Below are 24,129 nucleotides of genomic sequence, written 5' to 3'. Positions count from 1 at the left end.
ATGCGCACTTGCCTTCGTATTGCTTTTCTCAAACAGAAACCAAACGCCCCCAAGAGAAACCTACATGATACTTATTATTTTACGCTTTGAAAATTGGGATGACAATCACCCATTGGGTGATATTTGGGTATTTTCTTGCATTTTAGAGATATAAAAAAACAGAGACTTATCCTTAGTCACAGTCTCTGTTTCTTTTTTTATTCAGATGTATCAGTGGAAATCAATTCTGTTGGCCTATCTTCTTCATGAGGTTTGCCATCTCGATCGCAGAAACCGCTGCATCGAACCCTTTATTTCCTGCTTTTGTTCCTGCCCGTTCAATAGCCTGCTCGATGGTGTCCGTCGTAACAACGCCGAAAATCACTGGAACTTGGCCGTTCATTCCCACAGAAGCAATGCCCTTTGCAACCTCCGCACAAACAAGATCATAATGAGAAGTGGATCCGCGGATTACCGTCCCGAGGCAGATTACCGCATCATATTTTCCGCTGCCCGCCATGGCTTTTGCAGCAAAGGGAAGCTCGAAGGCTCCCGGAACCCAAACAAGATCAAGGTCTTCCGCAGCTGCCCCATGGCGTAGAAGACCGTCCTCCGCCCCACTGATCAGCCGCGACACGATAAATTCATTAAAACGAGATGCTGCAATGCCAATTTTCAAACCTTGTGCAATTAAATTTCCTTGTATCAAATTCATTCGTATTTTCCTTTCATGGCCTCCTCTTCAAAGGAGGAATTGGTTGGTTGGTTGGTTGATTAATAGGACAGCATATGACTGAGCTTATCCTGTTTTGTTTTCAAATAACGTATGTTCTCCGGGTTTGCATTCATCTGAAGCGGGACCCGCTCAACGATTTCCAAACCATAACCTTCCAAGCCTTTTATTTTTCTGGGGTTGTTTGTCATGAGCCTGAGTTTTCGAACACCAATATCACTCAAAATCTGAGCACCAATACCGTAGTCCCTTAGGTCCTCATCAAATCCTAGAGCAAGGTTTGCCTCAACAGTATCCATCCCTTGATCCTGCAGTGCATAAGCCTTGAGCTTGTTAATCAACCCGATCCCTCGCCCTTCCTGCCGCATATACAGAAGAATGCCCCGGCCTTCTTCCGCTATTTGCCGCATAGCAGCTTCGTACTGTTCTCCGCAGTCGCAGCGGGTGGACCCCAACGCATCTCCTGTCAAGCACTCAGAATGAACCCTTGTGAGAATCGCCTCCTCTTGTTCAATATCTCCCATGATCAACGCTACGTGATGCTCTCCGTTGATGCGATTCTGGTAACCTCTGATTCGAAATACTCCATATCGCGTGGGCATATGGGTTTCCGTCATGCATTCTACTAGGCTCTCCCTGCTGCTACGATAAGCAACCAGATCAGATACTGTAATGATTTTGATGCCGTGTTTCGCTGCAAATTCCATCAGCTGTTGAGTCCTCGCCATGGTTCCGTCTTCATTGAGAATTTCGCAGATTACACCGGCAGGTTTCAGCCCTGCAAGCTTCGCAAGATCAACTGCCGCTTCGGTATGCCCCGTCCTTTTTAAGACTCCCCCTTCCCTCGCTCTCAGCGGAAAGATATGCCCCGGACGTTTAAAGTCTTCTGCTGCCGCTTCTCCGTCAATGAGAGACTGTATAGTCTGGGCTCTCTCAAATGCAGAAATCCCCGTTGTGGTATCGCAATGGTCCACAGAAACAGTAAAAGCGGTCTCATGATGATCCGTATTCTTTTCTACCATTGCGTGGATTCCCAAAGCGTCCAGAATCCTTCCTTCCATAGGCATACACACAAGACCCTTGGCGTGAGTCACCATAAAATTTACCGCCTCTGGTGTTGTTTTCTCAGCTGCCATGATGAGATCACCTTCATTTTCTCTGCCTGGGTCATCTACAGCAATAATCATTTTTCCTTCTCTGATGTCACGAATTGCCTCTTCAATCGTACTGAATTTATAATTCATATTGTCCTCCTTATTCTTTGTGAACTCCGGGAATACCTGCTCTCTCAGCGCTTACTTCCAGCACATTAGCAGTTATCCCTGATTTTTAGTTAATAAAAAACCCATTTTCTCTTAAATACGCTTCTGACAGCAGCTCTTTTTTCCCGCCGCTAGCAGTCTCATTTGCTGACCGTGCCCGATCCGCCGTCCCTGCTTCATCCACAGTCAGCGCCAAATCCACAGTCTGCATTGTTTCACGCTGCAGCAGTTTTTCAACATACTTTGCAAGAAGATCACACTCCAGATTGACCGTTTGACCCGGCGTTCTGCCAATGAGCAAGGTTTCCTTCTGTGTGTGGGGTATCATAGATATCCGAAAACCCCATGGTTCTATTCGTGCAACCGTTAAGCTTACCCCATCAACCGTAACAGAGCCTTTTTCCACAAGGTAGCGACCAATGGATCCGCTGACTGAAATAGAGATCCAAATGGCATTATCCTCTCTTGTCACAGCGCGAACGATTCCGGTTCCATCAATATGACCGCTGACGAGGTGCCCTCCAAATCTTCCGCCAAGGGCAACGGCCCGCTCCAGATTCACTTTGCTTCCAATATTCAGTGCGCCAAGATTGCTGCTGCGCATCGTTTCCGCCATCACATCCGCAGAAAAACTTTCTCCATGGATTCTCGTTACCGTAAGGCAAACTCCGTTTGTACAGATGCTGTCCCCGATTTTTGTTCCCTCAAGCACTGCTTTTGCTTTAATTCGCAGCCTTGATGATTTTTCTCCTTTCGTAACACTCTCAATGCACCCAACTTCCTCAACAATACCCGTGAACATTTCCGTCCTCCTTTATCGCTTATTTCTATGATTGCATTCCAACCCCTTAATCGCGTTGCTGTACGTTATTCCCATTTCCGTCAGCTTGTCGCTTCTGATGGATATGCCGTAATTCTGATATCTTCACCATAAAGCCCCACATCTTGAATTCGAAACTGCTGTGCACAGTCTGGGCTTGGTACGCCCAAGCCCTCAACAAAGGTCTTAGCACTCGCCCCGCCCAGGATTTTAGGGGCCATATGTAACAACAGCTTATTTACGATTCCCTGAGAAAATGCGGCGGCATTTACCGTTCCGCCCCCTTCGAGAAGAATGCTGTCGATGCCCAAAGCGCCCAGTTGATTCATAAGGTCATCCAGATCAACTCTTCCCTCTTTGCTTTTGCAGCGCAATACCATTGCACCCAGCGCTTCCAATTCTTTGGCGGTTCGCGTGTCCGCATCCTCGGAACAGGCAAGAATTGTCTGCTCATCTTTGCAGGAAGGCTTCTCCAAGGGACTGCCTGGGCTAGACCCCAATCCTGTCATAATTTTACTTGTCTTTGGAATCCTGAGATGACTGTCCAGGATAATTTTCCGCGGACTGCGCCCGCCAGGCATCCTGCAGGTCAGTTCCGGATCATCCGCCAGCACAGTATTTACTCCAACCATGACAGCGGTATGGCTGTTTCTGAGAAGCTGTACTTCCCTTCTTGAATGCTCACCGGTAATCCATTTGGAAGCTCCGGTATATGCAGCAGTCTTTCCGTCCAGCGAGACCGCAGCTTTTATTGTCACGAAAGGCCGCTTTGTTGTAATAAAGTGGATAAAGATCTCATTCAGCCTCCTGCAATCTTCTTCCAGCACGCCGGACGCTACCGTAATTCCGGCCCTCCGTAATGCTTCTGTACCTCTTCCTGCCACCAGCGGATTAGGGTCCATGATTCCAATCACGACTCGTATGATCCCGCTCTTTATGATCAACTCTGTACATGGAGGCGTTTTTCCATAGTGGCAGCAGGGTTCCAGATTTACGTAAAGAGTGGAGCCCGACGGGTCTTTATGATTTTTTTTTGCATTGCGAATCACATTTACCTCAGCATGTGCCTGCCCGAAGCACTCATGCCATCCCTCTCCAATAACGCACCCATTCTTCACAAGAATTGCACCCACAAGAGGATTAGGAGCAGTTTTTCCCTCACCCCGTCTAGCAAGTTCAATCGCTCTTGCCATAAATGTTTCATCCAATTTCGCCGCAGTCCTCTCACACATTCGTTCATCCCTCCCATTCGGTAACTTCTGAAGATATAATGAATCAGTGTTTCCCAAACAAAAAACCCTGAACATAAGTTCAGGGCCTAGCTATCACACAGTTCAAAGTTAGTTTAAACAAAAAACTCTGAAATATATAAAATATTCCAGAGCAAATGTCTTCACTACGGGGTAACCGTATGTTTAACTTCTTCTTTCATCCAGACTATACTGTCGGCTTCGGAGTTACACCGAATCATGCCTTACGGCTCGTGGGCTATACCACCGGTGGGGAATTACACCCCGCCCTGAAGAATCGATTCAATTGCGTTCATGCTACCATGGATATTCATTTGTGTCAATGGGGAATTTTTTCTAGGTCAATTTTTTCATTTTCTACAATTTCAAGATGCTCAAGTTTCATCCTGAGCTGCTTGTTTTCCTGCTCCAGACCCGTTACGGTCTTCGATAAATTCTTTAGTTTTGCCTGCCCTTTAATCCAGCGCACCAAGCTGAGAAGCAAAACGACCAAAGCTCCGAAGACGGCCGATATGAGAATTACAAGCGCCTGAGAAATGGTAAGTTCAAACGTCAGAAAGCTAATATCAACAGCTCCTGCATTCTGAAGCGCAAAGACTGCTACAATCAGAGCAAAGATCAGTGCAAGTACAAATTTCCAGTCCATAATTGAATCCTCCAAACTACAAAGATGTTTGTATAGAATACAGAGCAGCTCTTCTTGCATGAATTACTGCAGTATCCAAAAGAGGTGCTTTTGTATCTCCTTGCTGGATCAAAAGCCCGATTTCCGTACAACCGAGAACAATACCCTCCGCGCCCCGCTGCATCAACTGATCAATAATTCTGAGATAACGTTCCTTCGAATCCGCCGAAATGGTTCCAAGGCACAGTTCTTCAAAAATAATTCGATTGATATCATCACGCTCCTCCTCGTCAGGGATCATCACTTTAATTCCGTACTCCTCGAGCTTGTTTCTGTAAAAGTTCTGTTCCATGGTATATCTGGTGCCAAGCAGAGCGGCAGTATTAAGGCCTCTTTCTTTCAACTCATCTGCAATCAACTCGGCCACATGAAGCACCGGTATTGTGACCTTTTCCCGAATCTGTTCCGCTGCCTTATGCCAGGTGTTCGTGCAAATCACGATGAAATCTGCTCCTCCACGCTCAAGTCTCTCTGCTGCATCGATAAGAATTTCAGTCCCTCTTTCCCAATCATTTTCAGCCATGGCAGCTTCGATCTCATGAAAATCTACGCTGTATAGAAGGATCTTTGCGGAATGAAATCCGCCGAGCTTTTCTTTGATCACTTCATTGATAACCTGATAGTATGTAACCGTACTCTCCCAGCTCATCCCTCCGATCAAACCGATTGTTTTCATATCCACCTCTTTCTGGTTTTATTTTAACCTGTTTTATAATTTTCATATTGCCTTAGACGCTTAAATCCTTTCTATTGCAGCCATCGCGCAAAAGCGTCATTTGCGTCGTTTCTTTATCCAGGGCCAAATCGACACCGGTGTTTCTTTTTTTATTATTAAACTGACACGCATGTCTTATTTTCAGCTCATCTTATAGAGGCTCATCTCGCCCCTCAGATTTGTTGCCATTAAGCGCTTTACCTGATCCAGATCGTAATCTTTGCTCAGCAGGTAGTACAGCTTTGCCACAGCAGCCTCCACTGTCATATCATATCCGCCTACCGCTCCTGCATTTGCAAAGCTCATGCTTGTCGCATACTGACCGATCATTGCGGAACCTCTTAAACATTGGGTACATACCACAATGACCGTCCCGTTTGATTCTGCCTTTTTCAGGATTCTTTCCAGAGAGCCGTGGCTTTCAGGAATATTTCCTGCACCAAAAGCTTCAAACACAATCCCTTTTAGTTTTTCAGTCATGATGTTTTCAAAGATCTCAAATTGTATTCCCGGAAAAATTTTCAAAACTGCGATTTGGTTTTCTTTGAATTCTGACAGAATCAATTCATCGCCTGCTTCTTTCAGTACATTGTTATTGATGGTGATTCTTACTCCAGCCTCCAGCAGCGGCGGATAATTGGGAGATCCAAAAGCAATCAGATCATCTGCACTGATTTTCGTTGCACGGTTTCCACGGTAGAGCTCGTTGCCAAAAAACAAGCAAACCTCCGGAACATGGTAATGCCCTGCAATCATTAAGGCGGTAATCAAATTATCCCGTGCATCATTTCTGATTTCACAGAGCGGAATCTGTGATCCCGTAAGAATGACTGGTTTGGCAAGCCCCTCCAGCATGAAAGAAAGTGCTGATGCCGTATATGCCATGGTATCTGTTCCATGGAGAATGACAAAACCGTCATATAAATCGTACTTTTCTTTGATATCTTTTGCAATTTTGACCCATTCCCGAACGGAAATATTGGAAGAATCCAATAAAGGGTCATACTCAATCAGGTCAAATTCCGGAACCTCTTCTGATTTCAATTCGCCCATTTCGGAAAGGATGCTCTGCATGAACCCTCTCTTCGGTGCATATCCATATTCTGTGCGTGCCATACCAATGGTGCCACCAGTATGGAGCAAACAAACCTTTTTTCTCATACTCCTCCATCCCTACCATTTCATGGGGAATGAAAAACCTCCTTACCAATTAAATGGTTTTTCAGTTCACCCTAATTGTTATCTTACTATGATTATATCTTTTTCAGTTAATATTCTGCAAGAAGATTCAAATATTTGCTGAAATGACCTTTCCCATCAGGGCAACTAACGAAAAAGAGAATTTTGCCGAATGGAGCAGCAAAATTCTCAATGTCATTCCTTATGAGCAGCCGGGCAGCGTTACCCATTGACTTCGTGCAGTTTATCCTCTATCAGCTTTAGATTATTCTTCAGTCTTTCATTTTCTGGACTGATCTGCAAAGCCTCCTTTGCGTGTGCTAGAGATTTGGCATAAAGTCCGATCCGGTAACAACCAATGGCAGCCAAATCTTCCGGTGTGTGATCCCAGCAATAGCCCATATTCACATAGGTAGCAGACCTGCTCTTGATCTTGAGCGCCTCTGTTGTCATAAAAAAGACAAGAGGCCAATCCTTCAGTTCATATCCTATTTGGGCAAATTCTACATAAGGCTCTCTCATAGTCGGGCATTCGGCAATTGCTCTGTAATACCATGCGTAAGCTTCCCCAGTGTTTCCAAGTTTAAAGTATGCTTTGGCAATCCATCGCATGGAAGCACACCGTTCATCCTTCCAAGTCGCACTGGGCAAAGAAAGATGTTTCTTCAAAGTCTCGATACATCGCTCCCAATTTGCCCGATACATATATTCTCTGCCCAAATAATAGGTCATCCGGTCAGAGCTCGGATCCTCTTGAACTGCCAGTTCCAGCAAAGTCAGATAGGATCCTCTTGCCTTGGCGGCATCCGGATAATGGTTCAGTACCATTCCGTGAATGTAAACCTTCTTTTCAGGGCTTTTACCAATATACTCCAGGCATTCATGAATGGGATGCTTCCACCGAAATCCACTCCTCGCATGAACCTTAAAGTAATTAAATTGAATGTCCGGGCTTCCATCACTTTTTAAGCTCCAATTGTATAGATATCGCCCCTGAGTCGCATCGGGAATCCATGCCTCCTCCAGCTTCCCCCTCCATCCCGGTTCAAAGATTTCATCCAGATCGGTGCAGACACAGATATCCGCATCCTCCGGTACATGATCCAGCGAAAGATTCCTGGCCACATCAAATCTCCACGGAGAAACGGCATTTACAAATACCTTGGCTCCTCTGGCCTCGAGCTTCTCAACAGTACCGTCGCTGGAACCCGTATCTGTGACGACAATCTCATCAGCCTCTTTCATGGAATCCATCCATCGATCCACGAAATGTTCTTCATTCTTACATATCGCGTATACACAGACCTTATAGCTACTCACATTATTCCCCCCTCTATTTTAGATCATTTTTTCAATCATCTGAAGATTACTCTTAAGGCGTTCATGATCCGGTGCCAGTTCGCACGCCTTCTTTCCATATTCGTAGGATTTCTGGTAAAGCCCCAGTCGATAGCAGCTAATTGCCCCCAGATCATAGGGAGCATAGTCCCAGGCTTCAGGCTCTACTAAATAGCTTCCTGTTTTTTGCGTTATTTTCAGTGTCATCTCTACCATTAAATAGACCAAGGGCCAATCGCCTTCCTCATATCCCATTCTCGCCAATTGATAATACGGTTCTCTGACGCGGGGGCATTCAGCAATTGCCTTGTACAGCCATTCCTTCGCTCTGGTTCTATCATTCAGTGCCGTGTAGCTTTTTGCGATAAATCTCATTGACGCGCAGCGTTCCTCATCCCAGTGCGCACTGGGGAGCTGCAGATGCTTCTCAAGCGTTTCAATACACTTTTCATACATTTTATAATACATGTATTCTCTTCCCAGCCAGAATATAGTTCTGTCATCTGTGGGATTTTCTTCGGCTGAAAGTTCAAGCAGCGGCAGATACTGCGATCTCGGCTTGGAGGTATCAGGATAGTGGTTCAGCACCATTCCAGGAACCCATACCGACTGTTCTTCTCCCTCGCCGGTGAATTGCAGTATCTCATGAACCGGATGAATCCATTTGTATCCCATTCTACGGTGGGCCTTCTCCATAGGGAATTGTTTTTTTGGCGTTCCGTCACTGTTGAAAGTCCATGTAAAAAGGTAGCGTGCCCGTGTATGAAACGGCTGCCATGCATCTTCCAGCTTTTTTCTCCAGCCCGGCTCAAAGATTTCATCCAAATCATTTGAAACGCAAATATCCACGTCCTCGGGAACATGTCCAAGCGCTGCATTTCTCGCTGTATCAAACCGCCATGGAAGGATGGATTCGGTGTAGACAATCGCACCTCTTGATCTCAGCCGTTCCACGGTACCATCCGTTGAGCCGGTATCTGTTACAACTACAACATCCGCCTCACCTACAGAGTCCATCCATCGATCCACAAAACTCTCTTCATTCTTACATATTGCATATACACATATTTTATATCCGCTCATCTTATCCCCCTTATCGTTAATACTTCTCCCGGCAGCAGAACGATTTGCCTCCGGCAAAAAAAGCGGCCATTCCTGCTGGATAAAAAGCCGAAGACATAGTCTTCGGCTTTCCTATTGACATTCTGGCTCTATTGCACATCAGCCAAAAGAGCTTATTTTTTATAAAGCTGTCTCGATGATTACAAAATTGGCTTGAACAGCTGTATTTGCCACAAAGACATCCTCTCCAGTGGTGTTAACAAGGGCAAGCGTTGCAGGTGTAGCGCCTACTGTAATAAGTGCTGTACCGCTGACCTGACCTGTCACAATCGGAGATGAGGTTGTAGATACTGTGCTTCCGTTCAGCACGAGATCAAAGTTGATTGAAGTTGCTGCTTCTGCTCCGTCTGTCGCTACCCACCAAGATACATAATAGTTACCGACGCCATTAATTGTGAAGATTCCCGTTCCAGTGTCGTAACCGAGGTCAAGGCTCTGATCATTGATTATGGTATCAAAGACAACATTTGCACCAGCAGGAATCGTTCCCAATGCTGCTCCTAGAAGCTGTGTCTGAAGGCCTCGAAGTTCGAGTTCTCCGCCGGCAGGTCCGGTAGGTCCGGTGGGGCCTGTCGCTCCTGTGGCTCCCGTTGCTCCCGTAGGTCCGGTGGGGCCTGTCGCTCCTGTAGCTCCCGTTGCTCCGGTAGGTCCGGTGGGTCCTGTCGCTCCTGTGGCTCCCGTTGCTCCCGTAGGTCCGGTGGGGCCTGTTGCTCCTGTGGCTCCCGTTGCTCCCGTAGGTCCGGTAGGTCCGGTCGCTCCTGTGGCTCCCGTTGCTCCCGTAGGTCCGGTGGGGCCTGTTGCTCCTGTGGCTCCCGTTGCTCCCGTAGGTCCGGTGGGTCCTGTCGCTCCTGTGGCTCCCGTTGCTCCCGTAGGTCCGGTGGGTCCGGTGGGTCCTGTCGCTCCTGTAGCTCCCGTGGCTCCCGTAGGTCCGGTGGGTCCTGTCGCTCCCGTGGCTCCCGTGGCTCCCGTAGGTCCGGTGGGCCCTGTCGCTCCCGTTGCTCCCGTTGCTCCTGTGGCTCCCGTAGGTCCGGTGGGGCCTTGAATACCCTGAGGTCCGAAGGGTCCTTGTGGTCCGGTGGGTCCTGTTGGACCAGTTGCACCAGTAGCACCAGTTGCTCCTGTAGCTCCGGTGGGGCCTGTCGGTCCCTGAATACCCTGGGGTCCTTGTGGTCCGGTGGGTCCTGTTGCTCCTGTAGCTCCCGTGGCTCCTGCTGGTCCGGTGGGTCCTTGGATACCCTGGGGTCCCTGGATACCCTGCGGTCCTTGTGGTCCGGTGGGTCCTTGAATACCCTGCGGCCCCTGGATGCCCTGGGGTCCCTGAATACCCTGAGGTCCTTGCGGTCCGGTGGGTCCCTGAATACCCTGAGGTCCTTGCGGCCCGGTGGGTCCCTGGATACCCTGGGGTCCGGTGGGTCCTTGCGGTCCGGTGGGTCCTTGTGGTCCGGTGGGTCCAGTAGGTCCTACTCTACCGGGAGGGCCTGGATACCCTGGGCGGCCCGGAGGGCCTACAGGTCCTGGACAACCGGGACGACCCGGAGGGCCTGGAGGGCCTGGAGGGCAGGGATAGCACGGTGGCTGCGGCGGTGGGCAGGGACGAGGTGGCGGACAAGGATGCGGCGGAGGACAGGGATGCGGCGGCGGTGGAGGACAAGGCTTCCATGGTTTACTACATGGTCTGTTATTTCCCCACGAGTCTTGTTGCCCCTGTGAATATGCATAATCCTGCTGCCACTGACCTTCATCCTGCTGTCCCCATCCACTCTGGTCCTGGGGAGCCCATACGCTCTGGTCCTGAGGAGCCCATCCATTCTGGTTCTGGGGAGCCCATGCGTTCTGGTCTTGGGGCGCCCATGCGTTCTGGTCCTGAGGAGCCCATGTGTTCTGCTCCTGAGGAGCCCATCCATTCTGGTCCTGAGGAGCCCATGCGTTCTGCTCCTGGCCGTACCAGTAATTGTCTTCCTGATTGTAACGTGCAGTTTCTACAAGCTTACTGTCAGAATTATTGTTCTGCAATGAACCCTCCCCGGACTTCTGCCAGGGTTCGGTCCAATGCGTTGAGCTTTTACTGGATTTATAGTTCTGACCTATGGGTGAAGCATAGCAAAACTTACATCCATCGTCATTGAAGTTCATTCTTTAGCCTCCTATAACTGTTTTGGATATGGATTATCCAATAACAGTGTATGCGGAAACTAAAAAATTGACATTCATTCATATGCGAGAAATTTAATAGTTATTCCAAATAAAAAAATTAAGCAATCAGGAAAGCAGGGATACATCGAAATTACAATTTCGATGTATCCCTGCTGCTTTGATCCGTAGTTCGCTCCCCTCCATCAACGGGAAAGGCTCCTTAACAATTTAATCTCCTGCGCATATCCCGGAACTTCATTTGGTGTCTCCAGATAGAAGGGAAGGGCTTTCAATTTAGGATGGTTAATGATATTAACCATCGTTTCCAGACCAAGAATTCCTTCTCCGATCTTTTCATGTCGATCCTTTCTGCTGGAAATCGGATTCTTGCTGTCATTCAGATGAATTGCCTTCAGCCTGTCAAGTCCAATCGTATGATCGAACTCGTCCAAAACTCCGTCAAGGTCGTTTACAATATCATATCCGGCATCATGGACATGGCATGTGTCCATGCAAATTCCGACTTTCTCATTGAGCGTGATCTTTTCAATAATTCGCTGCAATTCTTGAAAGGTACCTCCGATTTCGCTCCCTTTTCCTGACATGGTTTCAAGAAGGACAGTGGTTGTCTGCGATGGCGTGAGTATAAAATTCAATGCGTCTGCAATCAATTGAATTCCGGCTTCCGTTCCCTGACCCACATGACTTCCTGGATGAAAATTATACAGATTTCCGGGCAGATGCTCCATTCGAACCAAATCATCAATCAGTACTTCCAAGGCAAACTCCTTGGTTCTGGCATCTGCAGAACAAGGATTCAATGTATAAGGTGCATGAGCTAGAAGAGGCGCAAAATCGTTCTCCTCCATTATGTGGCGTAGTGCTTTGATATCGTTCTCGTTGATCGCCTTGGCTTTGCTTCCCCTTGGATTTCTTGTAAAAAACTGAAATGTATTTGCATCTATGCTCAGAGCTTCTTTTCCCATGTGGGCAAAGCCTTTCGCTGAAGATAAATGGCAGCCTATATTTAACATGTTGATTCCTCCCTGTGGATTAAATGATAGAAGGAAGTGCTGATTGATTCAGCACTTCCCTAATAATTTCTCCAATGCTTTCTCTATCATTAACTATATAACCGAAAGCTATCCTCTGAAACACAAATTTCTTTTCAAATGAAAACACCGGCTGCACCATAGATGAAACCGGTGTTCTGCTGAATTTAATTTTCGAAAAAATACCGCAGATTGAACTGCTATTTATGAAGCGCTGCTACAGGAATCGCTTCAATATATCCTCGATACCCCATGGGAGCAAGCTGGAATCTTGGCGCAGCCTCTCTGTTCCACTGATATCCGTAAATTTCAGGATCAAATTTCTCGATGTGCTGCCAGACTTCATCGATAGCTTCCATAAAATCTTCATCATCATATGGTTCTCCCTGGAAGATCATCATCATACAAGGGGGCAATTCCATCAGTTCATAGCCGTCGGGGATCTGATTTCCATAGTCAAGAGGCAGTTCCACTCCCTGAACGTATTCGGAGGTACCTTCTTTGATCAGACTTTTGGGAAGCCACATTCCGACAGGTTCATAAAGTGCTTCCTTTACGCTGGTCAGAAGCGGCCATACATCACAGCCAACTTCCTCACAGTAACCAAAATATTCCGTTGCACGAATTCCCCTCTTTAACAGCACCTTTCTGGCCGGGCGCTCAATCACTTGCACAAAGATTGATTTCGTTTTCTTTTCTGCTTTCTTTTCGTTCATTTTCATTCCTCCTTTTTGGATTGCCCGGTAACTATCGAAAACTTTTTCAGGCAGAAACAGCTGTATGGGGGGAGTTGATTGACGATAACGTTTGGGAGATATTCCGAATTCCTTTGAAAATGCTCTTGTAAACCCCTCGTGAGAATCAAAGACAAAATCCAACGCCACATCGATAATTCTGGGGTTTGCATCTCTCAGTACGAGAGCGGCCCTCGAAAGACGGACAGATCTCATATAATCAAAGGGGGTCTTTCCGGTATTCTCTTTAAATATCCTTGCTGCATGCCATGGGGAATATCCTGCAGAATCGGAAAGCTGCTTCAAAGTGATCCGCTCCAATAAATGTGTATCGATATACTCCTGCATTCTCTGTACAGCTGATTTCATTTCTTCTTGGTTCATTTTCTCATCACCTAATCCTTGATTCTAGGATAAATGAAATTTGCGTCATTTTCTTGACCTGTGTTGCGAACATACTCAAACAGAGTAATATTGAATTCCAATGGTTTTCAATTTACGTTCATCCTTGATCAGATAGCCTTCAGCAGACTTTTCCAAGACGTTTTTTTTACAAAGATTTTCTAAGGTTCTTAGCAAGTGCCGGTAGCTGGTTCCGAAGAACTCAGCTAGTTCAGTTAGCTTCGCTCGAAAGATCCCTTCTTCGCTGGTCATCGAAATATATGCACACAGCCTGGATTCAAACGGATAAAGGATATTCAATGCACCGTTAATGGAATCCTGTACTACAATCTCAGCCAAAACAGAACAGATACGATTCATAAATTTCAGATTGGATGTCAATTCATCACGACAGCGTTCATACGAAATAAAAACGCACTTGACATCAGTAATTGCACAGGCACTTGATGACGCATATGCACCGGTCATCAATTCCACCTCCCCCATTATTGCTCCCGGATCGTTAAAGCAATAGAGAAGGGACTTTCCATTCGCTGCCATCGAATATACTTTCGTTCTGCCCTCCAGAATGATGATAAGTTTCTCTAGCGCGGTACCCTGCTCGAACAGAAATTCCCCTTTTCGAAAGGTACGGATCATAAGATGCTCCGGATCCAATCCCCCCAGCCCATAATCCTCCAAGTATTGTTTTTCGGCCTGCGAAAGCAATTCTCTCACCACTCTTAAGCTCACCCTTTCTATTTTACATGTTTAATGGTATTCTTTTACGACTCTCTACCACCGAAAGCTTAGCAGATGTACTAGCTTTTATTCTCTGATTGTAACGGCATTTCTCGCCGTTGACAAGGTATAACCCATTAAAACCTATTTTATCTTATTCTATCAATTTTCTATTGACAGTTCATCAAAAATGATACTTCTTTTTCTTTCTCCTTTATAAGCGATTTGAAAAAAAATTGGTGTAAATGCTTCTTTCGTATGACATATGTCATGCTCAGTGCATAGAAATTTTGTTTATGATGAAATCAGTAATTGACGGTTTAATGGAGCAAAGACTAAAACATTTGCTCTTCGTTCAAGGGGGTATCGACATGAACAAAGTTCACAAAATGAATCAATGTGTTATTATAAAATCTAGAAAACAAACATTCGTTTCCTGTCCTCATTGCTGGACAGATCAGCTGTCAAACAGGGATTTCTGCTACCGCTGCGGAGCCGAATTTATTTTTCTTGATGAAGCAGGAAACACTTCTTGCAGCAATCCTGCAAAAACATGCAAACAGGGTTAAGTAAACTTCACGCGGGGATTCAATCTACCAGAGGTTTCGAGTGAAGAATTCCTGTTATATTGGTTATTTTATTTTCATAAAGGTAATAAATCTGCTTGACTTATCATATGGATATTACTATATTGAAAGTAGATAGTAGCGCTATCCACTTTCTACTTTATTTTGCTTCTACGATCCTCTCAAACTCTTTTCTATTTTTAATTTCATAATGACAGGAGGAAAACAAAATGCCAATTGCCCCAAGCGAAAAGCTGAGACTACTGGACACGGCAAAAGAGTTGCGTCTGACTCTAATCGACGTAATGGCCTGGTCCGGCGGCTCCCATATCGGCGGTTCTCTGAGCATCGTCGATATCCTCACCATTCTTTACTTCAAGTACCTGAAAGTAGATCCTCAAAACCCCCAGTGGGAAGACAGGGACCGAGTCGTTCTCTCAAAAGGGCATGCCGGTGCCGGATATATTCCTGTACTTGCCCAGAAGGGCTTTTTCCCAAAAGAAGAACTAAAATCTTTTAATCATTTCGGCAGTGCCTTTGCCATGCACCCTGACTCAAATAAAGTAATCGGCTGCGACGTGTCCACTGGCTCTCTGGGACACGGCTTATCCATTGCAGCAGGTCTTGGCCTGGGCTCCCGCTATCTGAAGCAGGAGTACAAGACTGTCTGTATTTTGGGCGATGGCGAATGCTGCGAAGGGAGCGTCTGGGAAGCGGCAATGTCCGTGGCTCAGTTCAAGCTAACCAATGTAATCACCGTTGTGGATCGGAATCGTCTGATGATCGATGGCTTTACTGAGGAGATCATGGCGCTGGAGCCTTTTGCGGATAAGTGGCGCTCCTTTGGCTTTGAAGTTCTGGAAATTGACGGGCATGACTTTGATCAGCTGGATGCAGCCTTTGAAAAAGCATGGTCAGCCTTAGAAAAACCAGTGTTGATCCTAGCCAATACCGTTAAAGGGAAAGGCGTGGATTTCATGGAAAACAATGTGGTCTACCATTATGCTTCCGGCGACTCCGCAGTATGTGAAAGAGCCAAAGCATCCATATTGAAGGGAGGTCAGTAATATGGCAATCATCACAGGGACCAACTGGAATGCCTACGACGCCGCAACCATGACAGCACGGGAAATTTACGGCCGTACTCTGGCTGAGCTCGGCAAGACAAACCCGAAGATTGTCGGTATTACCGCCGATCTGGCAAAGACCACAGCCATCGTGCATTTTGCAGATGCATTTCCCGACCGATTCTTTAATGTTGGAATTGCAGAGCAAAACATGTTTGGAATTGCAGCAGGACTGGCAAAGGCAGGGTTGGTTCCCTTTGCATCCACCATGGCCATCTTTACCTGCCTTAGAGGCGGCGAGCAGGTTCGCACCGATATCGCCTATCAGAATCTTCCTGTTAAAATTATTGCAACACATGCGGGCATCTCCTTCGGTCATGCGGGAACCACCCATCACTGCACGGAAGACCTGGCGGTAATGCGTTCCATTGCCAATATGACTGTAATCTGCCCTGCCGACGGTATCGAAACAGCCAAGGCGGTTCAAGCCTGCGCGGACACGCCCGGCCCGGTCTATATCCGAATCGGTCGAGGCTTTGAACCACCCTGCTATGAGGATGACAATTATACATATGAAATCGGAAAAGCCATCACCATGAGAGAAGGCACAGACCTTACCATCATCTGCTGCGGAATTGCGGTTCTTCAGTCGCTTCAGGCCGCAAAGACCCTGGCGGAGCAGGACAACATATCCATTCGCGTCATCAATATGCACACCATTAAACCTCTTGACAGAGAGGCTGTTATGAAAGCGGTTTTGGAAACCAGACGAATTCTCACCGTAGAAGAGCATAATGTGGAGGGCGGTCTTGGCGATGCAGTTGCTTCTGTAATTGCGGAAAGCGGAAAGGGCTGTGTTTTCCGAAAGCATGGAATTCAGGATACCTTTGCAACCATCGGCTATGCCGAAGATCTGTATGCCCACTACGGTCTGGATGCCAATGGGATTGTGGATCAGGTGCGAGGCATTCTCGGTATGGAATTCGAAGAAGACGAGAATTGGGATGATGAATAAAGGAGGGAGATTTCGATGTCTGCTACACCTCAGGATATTATGACTGCAAATCTGTTCTTCAACGCAGCTTTCCCCGTAATGCAGGTGCTGCTTGATGACGATCCTAAGTTTCAGACGAAATTTAAGGATGTGACAGGAACGGTTCAATTCGGCGCAAAAAACGGAGCAGATCTTCTTGCATGTCATCTCATCTTTGATCACGGCAAGCTGACAGTCGTACAAGGACCGGCAAAAACCCCAGACCTAGCCTTTACCTTCCCCACCGTAGCAAAAATGAATGCCCTGCTGCGGGGCGGTCTTTCAGTCCCCTCAATCAAGGGACTGAAAAACGTTGGTCTGCTGTCAAAGGTGCTGTCCCTTCTCATGGGACTGATGATCATGTCACCGAAAAAAAAGCCCAAAGATCTTGCAGGTCAAAGCCTCAAGGTAAAAATGAGTCTTTATATGATTACCCGTGCGCTGTCCCAGTACAATAAGCTGGGAGACCCTTCTATGCAGGAATTCTGTCAGCGCCAGCCGGATCGAATCTATCAATTTACCGTAGAAAATGGAGAAGACAAAGCTTATATTGCCTGCTACCTCCGGATCAAAGCAGGAAAATCCAAATCTGGACACGGCATTTATACCAGACGAAGTCCCTTTGTTCATTTTCGTTTTTGCAGCGTAGTCGGTGCTATGGCCGTGCTCCTCAAGGAAGTTGAGTTTGTGGAAGGTGTTGAAAAAGGTTATGTAGAAACCATCGGCAGCCCGGAATATGCCTGCTACCTCAACGATTATATGGCCGTGCTGCAGGGCATGCTGACGTAAAAAGGAGGATAGAACGGAAATGAAATCAATCTATTTTGAAAAAGATATTCCTCGGGTCCTGATTACCAAGTTTGCCTCCAGGTATTGCAAGCCTCTTTTATACACCGGTCTCAACGCTGTAAAATATAATAAAAAGCTTCCTGATCCGCCCCTTCCCGCAGGCAACTGGCTTCGAGTCAGAAATGTGGTCAGCGGTCTGTGTGGTACGGATATGAGTTTTTTTAAGGCAACCACAGGAACAAACTCTGCTTTTGAACCCATTCCCGCATCCAAGAGGACCTACCTTGGCCATGAAAATGTAGGAATTGTCATTGAAGTGGGGCCCGCTGTAACAAAATTCAGGCTGGGAGATCGAGTAACCATCCGGGAATACATGTCCGGCTGCGGAAATAAGGACATCACGCCTCGCTGCAAATACTGCGAGGAAGGAAATTATAACCTTTGCCTCAATTACGGAGCGCCCAGCCCTCACAAGCTTCCCGATGTGGGTGCCGGCTGGGGTGATACCTTTATCGCGCCTGAGCAGCAGCTTGCCAAGCTCTATGACGAACTGACCGATGAACAGGCGGTCATGGTTGAGCCTACTTGTGTCTCCATTCACGCCGTACTCATGGCCCGCCCTGAGCCAAAGGAAAAGATTCTCGTCATGGGCTGCGGCACCATCGGTCTGGGCATCGTCCAGGTTCTCAAAATCCTAGAACCTAGTTGTGAAGTCTGGGTCATGGAGCGAGTGAAGACAAAACAGGAATTTGCGAAGAAACTGGGCGCTGATTATGTCCTTGCGGGAGATCCCTATCAGGCAGCGTCAGATGCGACATCCGGGAGCCAGGTCTTTGTGGGAATGAGCAAAAACAAGATGTTCTTTGGCGGCTTCGATCGCGTCTATGACTGCATCGGAGGAAACTGGTCCAACACCACAGCGCTGAGGCTCCTTCACCCAAGAGGAACCCTGGTCAAAGTCGGGCACCACATGAATGCCATTACTTTTGATGAGAGTCCGATCTGGTGGCACGAAATCAATCTCATCGGAATCAACGCCCACGGTATGGAGGAATGGCAAGGCAGGAAGCTCTATACCTTCGATCTGGCGCAGGAGTGGATCCGGGATGGGATCTACAAGACCGACGGTTTTGTCACGCACCACTTCAAGCTGGATGATTACAAGCGCGCTATGAAACTCGCCCTTGACAATCCTCCGGAGGTCATTAAAATAGTACTTGATTGTTAAAAAAAACCAGATATCAACTTAAAGGGAGCACTGATCAAAGGGAAGATGCACGGATACGCGCGCGTGATTTGTGTCTGCAATGATCAGAGCTTCCTTAGATAAAGGAAGGAATGCATGCGAAAAGAATCTGCCGCCGGCCTGCTGAAAATCGGTGAGCTTGCAAAGGCCACAAACACCAATGTAACCACCATAAAATTCTATATTAAAGAAGGCTTGTTACAGGCGGCTTTCAAAACAGGGCCCAATATGGCTTATTACGACGAGGATTGCGTTGCCCGAATTCAATTGATCAAATCCCTTCAAAAGGAGCGATACTATCCCTTGTCTGTGATTAAGCGCATGCTGGACGCCTCTTCTCCCAGCCATACGGAAATCGAGCTGCTGGATGCGATTTTGAAAGCAGACGATCGTGGCGGCAGCAAAGCATTTTCGGCTTCCGAAGCTTCGAAAATGTCAGGCCTATCTAAGGAGCAGATCAGCAGCCTTGTGAATGAGAAGATACTAAAGCCTGAAATCATCGGCAGAAGCCGTTTTTTTGCGGAAGCCGATCTTCAGATCATGCTCCTGATTCAAAGAAGGCTTGATGCAGGAATTCCGTTTGCAGAATCCCTCGCTTCCTTTACCCTTTACGATCAAGCTCTCAATCAGGCTGCAAAAGCAGATGTGGATCTCTTTATCAACCGGGCTATGCTCTTCCACGCATCCTCAGCGGAATCTGCTGCCAGAATGATCTGCGTTTCCGACGAAACACTGGATGCATTCATTAGTCTTAAGCGTAAGGAATGGAACCGTACATACGGTTCACAGCGCATCCGGGATCTGGACCGTTATGCAGCGGGGCTCTCATCCCTGCTTCAGCGGCTTTCAGAAATGCTGAATAAGCTGGGCTATCATGCGGAAGCTAAGCAATGCAAAGATGCGGTCAACTCTGGGTTTGAAGGAAAGGACTCTCTCGAAGAAGCCCTTTATCATTATCATTACTTTATAAACAGCAGGGCTGAGAGTCTTGCAAGCAGTATCTCTCTCTGCGGGAAAACCCATCTGTTTTTTATGTCCCTTGACCCCGGTTCGCCGGCAGGAATACGCTCTCTGATGCTTTTCAGTCTGCGTCTTGGTTGGCTTACCATCATTTCACCACTCCTGGACTGCTCCAGCGAATTGAGCAATGCGGAAAACAGCTTTGCTTCTTATACGGCCTCCTGTATCGGACCCGATTCCGATTATTTTACAGAGCGCTTCCTGCGGGCAGTCAAACAAATTGGAGGAACATCATGAATATTGGATCCATTGTCACGCAGCAGCGTGAATACTTTGAAAGCGGCGCTACCAGACCGCTTGCCTTTCGTCTGGAAGCCCTCCAAAAACTCCAAAGGGCACTAAAAGAAAACGAGAATTTGATCAGTGAGGCACTAAAATCTGATCTCAATAAATCCCCCTTCGAAACCTACATGACAGAAATCGGTATGGTTCTGGACGAAATCCGATTCCATCTTGCTCACCTGCCCCGCTGGGGAAAGATAAAGAAGGTAAAAACTCCCCTGGCTCAGTTTCACGCGAAAAGCTACGTTGTTCCCGAGCCCTATGGGGTTGCTCTTATCATGTCTCCATGGAATTACCCGCTTCAGCTCTGCCTTGAGCCGCTGGTGGGCGCAATTTCCGGTGGAAACTGTGTTGTTGTAAAGCCCTCCGCATATGCCCCCGCCACCAGCAGCGCCATTGCCAAAATCCTTGGTACCATCTATCCTCAGGAATACATCGCAGTGGTCGAAGGCGGGCGGGAACTGAACAATGCTCTTCTGGAGGAAGTATTTGACTACATCTTTTTTACGGGAAGCGTTGAGGTAGGAAAGACGGTAATGGCTGCAGCATCCAGAAATCTTACCCCTGTAACCCTCGAACTTGGAGGAAAGAGCCCTGTCATCGTGGATGAAACCGCAGATATTAAGCTTGCAGCAAAGCGCATAGCCTTTGGAAAGGTCCTGAATGCAGGCCAGACCTGTGTTGAGCCCGACTATCTTCTGATTCATCACAAGGTAAAGGATGCTTTCCTGGCCGCCTACGAAAAGGCAATCAAAGAATTCTTTCCCGACGGGGATCTTTCTGAAATGCCGGTGATCATAAATGAAAAGCATTTTGAACGCGTAACAGGCTTGATGCGGAGAGAGCATGCTGTAATCGGCGGACATTATGAAAAATGCAGAAGATTTGTTGAACCTACGGTTCTGACGGGAATCACCCCTGAATCTCCTGTGATGCAGGAGGAAATCTTCGGCCCCATCCTGCCTTTGATTCCATTTTCGGAGCTTGACGAATGCGTACGTTTGATCCGCTCACATCCCCGTCCCCTTGCGCTCTACCTCTTTACAACAAGCAAGGCTGCAGAGGAGAAAATTCTGAACTCCTGTTCCTTCGGCGGCGGCTGTATTAACGATACCATCATCCATCTTGCAAGTCCCCACATGGGCTTTGGCGGCGTCGGTTACTCTGGTATGGGCAGTTATCATGGAAAGCTCAGCTTTGATACCTTCACCCACTATCGAAGCATCGTCAAAAAATCAAACTGGATCGACATGCCGGTGCGCTATCATCCTTATTCTGAAAAGAAATTTCGAATGCTCAGAAGCTTGTTGAAATAAAATAAGCCGCTAGCCGCTTGCTGATATAGAATAAAGCTAATATTTGCTCCGACATGCTTGGGTGATTTACATAAAATCCATATTCTGTTTTTTTTGCATAATCATACTTGACTTATTTTCTCCAGTATGGGATGATAGGGATGAAATTCTAGTGAAAAGTGATTGGTGAATTAGATTGATGATTTCTCGCGAAGCAGACTATGCATATCGTATCATTCGGGCGCTTTCATACAAAGCCCGCATGCCCCTTCAGCAAATTTGCGAACTGGAACATATCCCCACTTCCTACGCCTATAAGATTCTCAAAAAACTTCAGAAAGCCCAATTGGTCAGTATTTTTCGCGGCGCAAAAGGCGGATATGAGCTAAGCTGTGACTTAGATGAGAAAACATTTTACGATGTATATCATGCCATAGAAGGAGAATTGCTTCTCAATGTGTGCCAGGAAGCTGGCAGCTTTTGTCCCAATAATCATGCAGACAAGCGATGCAATGTACATAATACATTGTGCACGATGCAAAATGAGTTTATCAATATTATGAAAAAGCGATCTCTTCGCTCTGCAATATAAGCCGCAAGATCTGCGGTTTATGTTTTGTGCGAAACTGGACAAATTTAGTCCAATTTAATCCTGAATGAGTGGATGTTTTTGGCACAAATATATTTTGAATAATACTGGACAAATTTAGTCCAGATTATGTATTTAATAATAAAGGGAGGTCATTGTATGTTATTTCAAGCAACGCCGCAACACGAGGAATTTCGTGCAAAGGTACGAGAATTTGCCGAAGCTGAAATCAAGCCAATTGCCGCCACACTGGACCAGGAAAATCTATTTCCTGACGAAATTGTGCAAAAAATGGGTCAAATGGGTCTTATGGGACTACCGTTCCCCACCGAATATGGCGGCAGCGGTCTTGATATTCTGCATTACTCCATCGGAGTGGAAGAGCTGTCCCGTGTTGACGGAGGAATTGGCGTAATTCTATCAGCTCATGTCTCTTTGGGATGTTGGCCAATTTATGCATTTGGAACAGAGAAACAGAAGAAAAAGTATTTAACGCCGCTTGCAAAAGGGGAAAAGCTAGGTGCTTTCGGTTTGACTGAGAGCGAAGCCGGCAGTGATGCCGGCGGAACGGAAACAACTGCCGAACTGTCAGGCGATCACTACGTTCTAAGCGGCAGCAAGATATTCATCACCAACGCGCCCAAGGCGGATATTTATGTGGTGTTTGCCGTAACAACCCCGGATATCGGCACCCGGGGAATCAGCGCTTTTATTGTGGAAAAGGGCTGGGAAGGATTCACCTTCGGTGACAAATACGACAAAATGGGCATCCGCTCCTCTACCACTGCAGAGCTGAACTTTAATAACGTGAAAGTTCCGAAAGAAAATCTGCTGGGAAAAGAAGGCCAAGGCTTTAAAATTGCCATGGCAACACTCGACGGCGGAAGAATCGGCATTGCTTCTCAGTCGCTGGGAATTGCACAGGGAGCATATGAAAGTGCACTGGATTACGCAAAGGAACGGGAACAGTTTGGAATGGCCATCGCTCATCAACAGGCAATTTCGTTCAAAATTGCTGACATGGCTACCAAACTTCGCGCCTGCCGCTTTCTGGTCTATAGTGCAGCGGAACTGAAGGAAAACCACGAGTCTTATGCAATGGAATCCGCCATGGCAAAACAGTATACCTCTGACCGTTGTCTTGAAATCGTCAATGATGCACTGCAGATTTACGGCGGTTCGGGCTTTATCAAGGGCATTGACGTAGAGCGGTTCTACCGAGATGCAAAGATTTGCACCATCTACGAGGGAACCAACGAAATTCAAAGAGTTGTCATTGCAGCTCACCTCATTGGAAAAGCACCCAAGACTGACGGCAAGCCAAAGAAAAAAGGCGCACTTACAGGAGAGCGAAAGAAGATCATTTTAAAGGACGGAACCGCCCAGGAGCAGGTAGCTGCTTTGGTGGAAGGTCTTAATAAGGACGGGTACGATTTTACCGTGGGAATTCCGCTTGATACACCCATCGTTCAGGCAGAGCGCATTGTCAGCGCCGGTAAGGGAATCGGACCGAAAGAAAATATGGAACTAGTCAAAGCATTGGCCGTACAGGCGGGTGCTGCAATCGGCTCATCACGTCCGGTAGCAGAAACATTAAAGTATGTACCTCTAAGCCGCTATGTCGGAATGTCTGGTCAAAAGTTCAAGGGAAACCTGTATATCGCTTGCGGCATCTCCGGCGCGGGGCAGCACTTAAAGGGGATTAAAGAGGCTTCTACAATTGTTGCCATTAATAGCAACCCCAATGCCCCCATCTTTAAAAATGCCGATTATGGGATTGTCGGTGATGTGGAGGTTATTCTGCCCTTGCTGACAGAGGCGCTGGATAACGGAACTCCAAAGACCGATGCACCTCCTATGAAAAAGATGAAACGCACAAAGCCGTTGAAGCCTGCCCGCCTTTATAAATTGTATGTCTGCTGCGGCTGCGGCTATGAATACGATAAGGATATCGGAGACGCAGAGGCCGGAATTGCACCGGGAGTGGCCTTTGACAAGCTGCCGGAAGAGTGGCTCTGTCCCTGCTGTGCAGAAGAAAAAGATCAATTTATCGAAGTCTAAGGAAACACTGATTCGATTCGTGCTGCAGCTGCGCACAATGGATTCATCAGCGCTTCC

At 47.0% G+C, this 24,129-nt stretch carries 21 protein-coding genes and 1 riboswitch; of the genes, 8 read left to right on the top strand and 13 right to left on the bottom strand.

Translation table 11 applies throughout. The features are described from left to right. Positions 1 to 220: 220 nt before the first annotated feature. The 13 genes from FRZ06_19195 to FRZ06_19135 all read right to left on the bottom strand — a co-directional run bounded on the left by FRZ06_19195 (position 221) and on the right by FRZ06_19135 (position 14,124). Complete coding sequence (locus FRZ06_19195) at positions 221 to 694, bottom strand: 6,7-dimethyl-8-ribityllumazine synthase (protein ID QOX65328.1); 474 nt, start codon at positions 692 to 694, stop codon at positions 221 to 223. A 59-nt stretch (positions 695 to 753) separates the two neighbouring features. Beyond that, positions 754 to 1,956: a bifunctional 3,4-dihydroxy-2-butanone-4-phosphate synthase/GTP cyclohydrolase II gene (locus tag FRZ06_19190; GenBank protein QOX65327.1), complete on the bottom strand. Its 1,203-nt coding sequence runs from the start codon at positions 1,954 to 1,956 to the stop codon at positions 754 to 756. Positions 1,957 to 2,041: 85 nt separating this feature from the next. Beyond that, positions 2,042 to 2,776, bottom strand: a complete 735-nt coding sequence (locus FRZ06_19185; protein ID QOX65326.1) for a riboflavin synthase — start codon at positions 2,774 to 2,776, stop codon at positions 2,042 to 2,044. An 80-nt stretch (positions 2,777 to 2,856) separates the two neighbouring features. After that, positions 2,857 to 4,101 (bottom strand): bifunctional diaminohydroxyphosphoribosylaminopyrimidine deaminase/5-amino-6-(5-phosphoribosylamino)uracil reductase RibD, encoded by a 1,245-nt coding sequence (gene ribD, locus FRZ06_19180; GenBank protein ID QOX65325.1) that lies wholly within the window; start codon positions 4,099 to 4,101, stop codon positions 2,857 to 2,859. A 109-nt stretch (positions 4,102 to 4,210) separates the two neighbouring features. Next, a riboswitch (FMN riboswitch) is annotated at positions 4,211 to 4,325 on the bottom strand. A gap of 38 nt (positions 4,326 to 4,363) precedes the next feature. Next, positions 4,364 to 4,750 (bottom strand): LapA family protein, encoded by a 387-nt coding sequence (locus tag FRZ06_19175; GenBank protein ID QOX65324.1) that lies wholly within the window; start codon positions 4,748 to 4,750, stop codon positions 4,364 to 4,366. After that, the gene (locus FRZ06_19170) at positions 4,707 to 5,405 is read right to left on the bottom strand and encodes an aspartate/glutamate racemase family protein (GenBank protein ID QOX65323.1); all 699 of its coding nucleotides are present in this window, start codon (positions 5,403 to 5,405) and stop codon (positions 4,707 to 4,709) included. Before FRZ06_19170 ends, FRZ06_19175 begins: the two co-directional genes overlap by 44 nt. A gap of 180 nt (positions 5,406 to 5,585) precedes the next feature. Further along, positions 5,586 to 6,605: an asparaginase gene (ansA, locus tag FRZ06_19165; GenBank protein ID QOX65322.1), complete on the bottom strand. Its 1,020-nt coding sequence runs from the start codon at positions 6,603 to 6,605 to the stop codon at positions 5,586 to 5,588. 240 nt (positions 6,606 to 6,845) lie between these two features. After that, positions 6,846 to 7,943, bottom strand: coding sequence for a glycosyltransferase (locus FRZ06_19160; protein QOX65321.1), 1,098 nt, complete (start codon positions 7,941 to 7,943; stop codon positions 6,846 to 6,848). An 18-nt stretch (positions 7,944 to 7,961) separates the two neighbouring features. Beyond that, on the bottom strand, positions 7,962 to 9,044 hold the full coding sequence (locus tag FRZ06_19155) for a glycosyltransferase (protein ID QOX65320.1): 1,083 nt from the start codon (positions 9,042 to 9,044) through the stop codon (positions 7,962 to 7,964). Positions 9,045 to 9,203: 159 nt separating this feature from the next. Beyond that, entirely contained in the window at positions 9,204 to 11,216 is a 2,013-nt protein-coding gene (locus FRZ06_19150) for a collagen-like protein (protein QOX65319.1), read from the bottom strand. 203 nt (positions 11,217 to 11,419) lie between these two features. After that, positions 11,420 to 12,250 (bottom strand): deoxyribonuclease IV, encoded by an 831-nt coding sequence (locus tag FRZ06_19145; GenBank protein QOX65318.1) that lies wholly within the window; start codon positions 12,248 to 12,250, stop codon positions 11,420 to 11,422. A 218-nt stretch (positions 12,251 to 12,468) separates the two neighbouring features. Then, a complete protein-coding gene (locus tag FRZ06_19140; protein ID QOX65317.1) occupies positions 12,469 to 13,386 on the bottom strand; it encodes a helix-turn-helix transcriptional regulator in 918 nt (305 codons plus the stop codon). Positions 13,387 to 13,461: 75 nt separating this feature from the next. Continuing rightward, positions 13,462 to 14,124 carry a cyclic nucleotide-binding domain-containing protein gene (locus tag FRZ06_19135; GenBank protein ID QOX65316.1) on the bottom strand — a complete coding sequence of 221 codons (663 nt, stop codon included), beginning with the start codon at positions 14,122 to 14,124 and terminating at the stop codon, positions 13,462 to 13,464. A gap of 796 nt (positions 14,125 to 14,920) precedes the next feature. Between FRZ06_19135 and FRZ06_19130 the strand changes: the two genes are divergently transcribed. From FRZ06_19130 to FRZ06_19095, 8 genes are all read left to right on the top strand, one after another. Next, on the top strand, positions 14,921 to 15,757 hold the full coding sequence (locus tag FRZ06_19130) for a transketolase (GenBank protein QOX65315.1): 837 nt from the start codon (positions 14,921 to 14,923) through the stop codon (positions 15,755 to 15,757). Position 15,758: 1 nt separating this feature from the next. Continuing rightward, positions 15,759 to 16,772, top strand: coding sequence for a transketolase family protein (locus tag FRZ06_19125; protein ID QOX65314.1), 1,014 nt, complete (start codon positions 15,759 to 15,761; stop codon positions 16,770 to 16,772). Positions 16,773 to 16,787: 15 nt separating this feature from the next. Beyond that, positions 16,788 to 17,579: a hypothetical protein gene (locus FRZ06_19120; GenBank protein ID QOX65313.1), complete on the top strand. Its 792-nt coding sequence runs from the start codon at positions 16,788 to 16,790 to the stop codon at positions 17,577 to 17,579. A 19-nt stretch (positions 17,580 to 17,598) separates the two neighbouring features. After that, positions 17,599 to 18,807: a zinc-binding dehydrogenase gene (locus tag FRZ06_19115; GenBank protein ID QOX65312.1), complete on the top strand. Its 1,209-nt coding sequence runs from the start codon at positions 17,599 to 17,601 to the stop codon at positions 18,805 to 18,807. Positions 18,808 to 18,921: 114 nt separating this feature from the next. Next, positions 18,922 to 20,082 (top strand): MerR family transcriptional regulator, encoded by a 1,161-nt coding sequence (locus FRZ06_19110; protein ID QOX65311.1) that lies wholly within the window; start codon positions 18,922 to 18,924, stop codon positions 20,080 to 20,082. Continuing rightward, positions 20,079 to 21,443, top strand: coding sequence for an aldehyde dehydrogenase (locus FRZ06_19105; GenBank protein QOX65310.1), 1,365 nt, complete (start codon positions 20,079 to 20,081; stop codon positions 21,441 to 21,443). The genes FRZ06_19110 and FRZ06_19105 overlap by 4 nt, the downstream gene beginning before the upstream one ends. Before the next feature lie 178 nt (positions 21,444 to 21,621). Beyond that, complete coding sequence (locus FRZ06_19100; protein ID QOX65309.1) at positions 21,622 to 22,014, top strand: Rrf2 family transcriptional regulator; 393 nt, start codon at positions 21,622 to 21,624, stop codon at positions 22,012 to 22,014. Positions 22,015 to 22,170: 156 nt separating this feature from the next. Then, positions 22,171 to 24,072, top strand: a complete 1,902-nt coding sequence (locus tag FRZ06_19095) for an acyl-CoA dehydrogenase (GenBank protein ID QOX65308.1) — start codon at positions 22,171 to 22,173, stop codon at positions 24,070 to 24,072. The last annotated feature ends 57 nt before the right edge of the window (positions 24,073 to 24,129 follow it).

Source organism: Clostridiales bacterium, from assembly GCA_015243575.1.
Taxonomy (GTDB): Bacteria; Bacillota; Clostridia; order Peptostreptococcales; family Anaerovoracaceae; genus Anoxybacterium; species Anoxybacterium hadale.
The sequence above is the reverse complement of the archived record's forward strand: the minus strand, read 5'-3'. Positions and strand labels throughout refer to the sequence as shown.

Coding starts and splice junctions, on each gene's coding strand:
- FRZ06_19095 (QOX65308.1), top strand. CDS start 22,171: ATGTTATTTCAAGCAACGCCGCAACACGAGGAATTTCGTGCAAAGGTA.
- FRZ06_19105 (QOX65310.1), top strand. CDS start 20,079: ATGAATATTGGATCCATTGTCACGCAGCAGCGTGAATACTTTGAAAGC.
- FRZ06_19150 (QOX65319.1), bottom strand. CDS start 11,216: ATGAACTTCAATGACGATGGATGTAAGTTTTGCTATGCTTCACCCATA.
- FRZ06_19140 (QOX65317.1), bottom strand. CDS start 13,386: ATGAACCAAGAAGAAATGAAATCAGCTGTACAGAGAATGCAGGAGTAT.
- FRZ06_19115 (QOX65312.1), top strand. CDS start 17,599: ATGAAATCAATCTATTTTGAAAAAGATATTCCTCGGGTCCTGATTACC.
- ribD (QOX65325.1), bottom strand. CDS start 4,101: ATGTTCAGGGTTTTTTGTTTGGGAAACACTGATTCATTATATCTTCAG.
- FRZ06_19155 (QOX65320.1), bottom strand. CDS start 9,044: ATGAGCGGATATAAAATATGTGTATATGCAATATGTAAGAATGAAGAG.
- FRZ06_19110 (QOX65311.1), top strand. CDS start 18,922: ATGCGAAAAGAATCTGCCGCCGGCCTGCTGAAAATCGGTGAGCTTGCA.
- FRZ06_19195 (QOX65328.1), bottom strand. CDS start 694: ATGAATTTGATACAAGGAAATTTAATTGCACAAGGTTTGAAAATTGGC.
- FRZ06_19175 (QOX65324.1), bottom strand. CDS start 4,750: ATGCAAGAAGAGCTGCTCTGTATTCTATACAAACATCTTTGTAGTTTG.
- FRZ06_19190 (QOX65327.1), bottom strand. CDS start 1,956: ATGAATTATAAATTCAGTACGATTGAAGAGGCAATTCGTGACATCAGA.
- FRZ06_19185 (QOX65326.1), bottom strand. CDS start 2,776: ATGTTCACGGGTATTGTTGAGGAAGTTGGGTGCATTGAGAGTGTTACG.
- FRZ06_19170 (QOX65323.1), bottom strand. CDS start 5,405: ATGAAAACAATCGGTTTGATCGGAGGGATGAGCTGGGAGAGTACGGTT.
- ansA (QOX65322.1), bottom strand. CDS start 6,605: ATGAGAAAAAAGGTTTGTTTGCTCCATACTGGTGGCACCATTGGTATG.
- FRZ06_19130 (QOX65315.1), top strand. CDS start 14,921: ATGCCAATTGCCCCAAGCGAAAAGCTGAGACTACTGGACACGGCAAAA.
- FRZ06_19145 (QOX65318.1), bottom strand. CDS start 12,250: ATGTTAAATATAGGCTGCCATTTATCTTCAGCGAAAGGCTTTGCCCAC.
- FRZ06_19100 (QOX65309.1), top strand. CDS start 21,622: ATGATTTCTCGCGAAGCAGACTATGCATATCGTATCATTCGGGCGCTT.
- FRZ06_19125 (QOX65314.1), top strand. CDS start 15,759: ATGGCAATCATCACAGGGACCAACTGGAATGCCTACGACGCCGCAACC.
- FRZ06_19120 (QOX65313.1), top strand. CDS start 16,788: ATGTCTGCTACACCTCAGGATATTATGACTGCAAATCTGTTCTTCAAC.